Consider the following 2,585-nt stretch of genomic DNA (forward strand, 5'->3'; position numbering starts at 1 on the left):
ACCAGCACGGTCAAGAATGCGCTGGAACACATCTTCAAGCGTGTCGGTGCGAGGGCGGCCTTTATCGAGGGAGACAGTTTCCACCGCTACGACCGCGCAACCATGAAGGAGTAGCTGGCTCGCGCCAAGGAGAGCGGCAGCAACCTGAGCCACTTCGGTCCCGAGGGGAATCCGTTCGACAAGCAGCTGGAGCTGTTTCGGAGCTGCGGCCAAGTGTGTCCGACACTTACCGACCTGGAGTGGGTGCAGAAGATTCATAGAGATACCCGCGAGCGCGGGTACAAGCCCGACGATGTCGAGGACGTGATCTATCGGCGCATGTAAGACTCTCCCGTTGTGCCGAGCGGCAGCGCGGCACAACACGCCGTCGGCGCAGGGTTGTGCTTTCTATCGTCAGCACAACCGACGCGGTTTGTCTGCTGTCGTCGGCACAATGGCGCGTGAAATGCCTCCGGTCACCTCCTGCATGACGTGCGCTCGGTATACTTTGACGCCGCGCCGAACCGGGCGCCCACAAGCCACTCTCCCGACAGCGGTCACGTTGACTCGGAGCCGAGAGGCATCGATCGACGCTGATGGGAGGGAGTGAGATGTGCGGAATCGCGGGCGTGATCCTGCGTCACGGCAGTCCGGATATCGCGGCCTTGTCGCTGGCCGCCACCAGGCTCGGGCATCGGGGTCCGGACGACAGCGGGGTCCACTGCGTCGACTCGGTCGGTCTGGCACACACCCGTCTCTCGATCATCGATCTCGGCGGCGGACACCAGCCGATCTTGGATACCGAGGGTCACTATGCCCTGGTGGCCAACGGCGAGATCTACAACTTCGTCGAGCTGCGGGCCGAATTGGAAGCGGACGGCTGCCGCTTCCGCACGCATTCGGACTCCGAGACCATCCTCCACGTCTACGACCGGTTCGGGGCCGCGGGACTCGCGCGTCTCAACGGGATGTTCGCGTTCGCCCTCTATTCGACGCGTGACCGCAACCTGATCCTCGGGCGCGATCGGTTGGGAATCAAGCCGCTCTACTACGCGGTCTTGCCTGATCGCGTCGCCTTCGCCTCCGAGATCAAGGGTCTACTGCCACTGCTCCCGCGGGTCCCCGAGATCTCCCCCGAGGCACTCGCGCGCTTTTTCGAGATCGGTTTCAACAGCGGGGTCGAGACCATCTTTCAAGGCATCCGCAAACTGGAGCCGGGCACGGCGCTGGTGATTGATGCGTCCCTGGAGCCCCGACAGATCACCTATTGGTCGGCGCTCGACATCCAGCGGCGAGAGATCAGCCTGGAGGAGGCGTGCGAGGAGCTCGATCCGCTGTTCGATCAGGTGCTGCGCGAGCACATGCGCTCCGACGTGCCCTACGGACTCTTCCTCTCCGGCGGACTCGACTCCGGGATCCTGATGGCGCGTCTGTCCCGGTGGGGCAATGCGCCGCTGCGCACCTTTTCGGTCGGCTATGCAGGCGCCGGCGAGGGGGACGAGCTTGCCGATGCGCGCCGTGTGGCGGAGCGCTTCGGCAGCGACCACACCGAGCTGCGGCTCGACATGTTGGATGTCTTTCGCGCGCTTCCGCTCTGCGTTCGGGCGGCGGACGACCTCATGTACGACCCGGCCTGTCTGCCCACGGCCCTGATGGCGCAGGCCGCGGCCCGCGAGCTCAAGGTGGTCTTCACCGGCGAGGGCGGCGACGAGGTCTTCGCGGGGTACGGCCGCTATCGCCGTTCCCCCGTGCAACAGCTCATGAAGCAGGTGCTGCACCCGCGCACCGGCAACTACCGCCGCGGCAGCCGCTGGCCGGAGTCGCTAAGCCGATCCGGCTTCGGCGAGGCATTGGAGGCCGGACGCAAGCGCCTCTACGGTCCGGTCGAGTCCGCCTGGGCAGAGACACCGCGCGGCTGGGGTTTCCTACGTCGTGCCCAGTACACTGACCTGCGCACCGAGCTCGCCGACAACCTGCTGGTCAAGGTGGATCGCACCCTGATGGCTTTCGGGCTGGAAGGGCGGGTCCCCTATTTGGACCACCGCATTGTCGAGCTCGGTCTCTCGCTTCCCGACCGGCTCAAGGTCCAGGGTCGCGTCGGCAAGCGGATCCTACGGCACTGGTCGGAGCCGCTCTTGCCCCAAGGGCAATCCGAGGGCAAGAAGCGCGGCTTCGGGGTACCGATCGGCGAGGTGCTTCGCGGTGATCTGCTGGAGCGCCTCGGGGGTAAGCTCGCCGCAAGCCCTTTGATTCGCGAGTGGCTCAAACCCGAGCTCGTCCACGCGCTCGTCGCGTTGCAAAGACGCACCGGCACGGGGGCGACCGGCCCTCTGCTGCAGCTCATGCAGCTCGCACTCTGGGGCCGATTCATCCTCGATGACCCCGGCGCATGTCCGAGCGCGGAGGAGGATCCGCTCGATTGGATCGGTTGACGGCCTCGCTGATCACGGCTGTCAGCGATGATTCAGAAACGTAGGATGGGTAGAGCGACAGCGAAACCCATCCTCCAAACCGCCGCGTTGCCGGGTTTCGGTCCGATGCCCTTGGCGCGGGCTGGATGGGTTTCGCTTCGCTCTACCCATCCTACGTGTTTCGGTTGTTTTTGA

At 65.1% G+C, this 2,585-nt stretch carries 2 protein-coding genes and 1 pseudogene; all 3 read left to right on the forward strand.

What is annotated here, in order from left to right; translation table 11 throughout:
• Positions 1-114, forward strand: a pseudogene (locus GPT33_RS18965) (phosphoribulokinase); the annotation flags it as partial.
• Between the two features lie 99 nt (positions 115-213).
• Positions 214-324 (forward strand): hypothetical protein, encoded by a 111-nt coding sequence (locus tag GPT33_RS18675; RefSeq protein ID WP_296812131.1) that lies wholly within the window; start codon positions 214-216, stop codon positions 322-324.
• A 266-nt stretch (positions 325-590) separates the two neighbouring features.
• On the forward strand, positions 591-2,411 hold the full coding sequence (asnB, locus tag GPT33_RS18680; RefSeq protein ID WP_296812134.1) for an asparagine synthase (glutamine-hydrolyzing): 1,821 nt from the start codon (positions 591-593) through the stop codon (positions 2,409-2,411).
• The last annotated feature ends 174 nt before the right edge of the window (positions 2,412-2,585 follow it).

It is taken from the genome of Thiocapsa sp. (genome assembly GCF_011390875.1).
Taxonomy (GTDB): Bacteria; Pseudomonadota; Gammaproteobacteria; order Chromatiales; family Chromatiaceae; genus Thiocapsa.

Excerpts from the sequence above, each read along its gene's own strand:
- asnB (WP_296812134.1), top strand. The coding sequence starts at position 591 with ATGTGCGGAATCGCGGGCGTGATCCTGCGTCACGGCAGTCCGGATATC.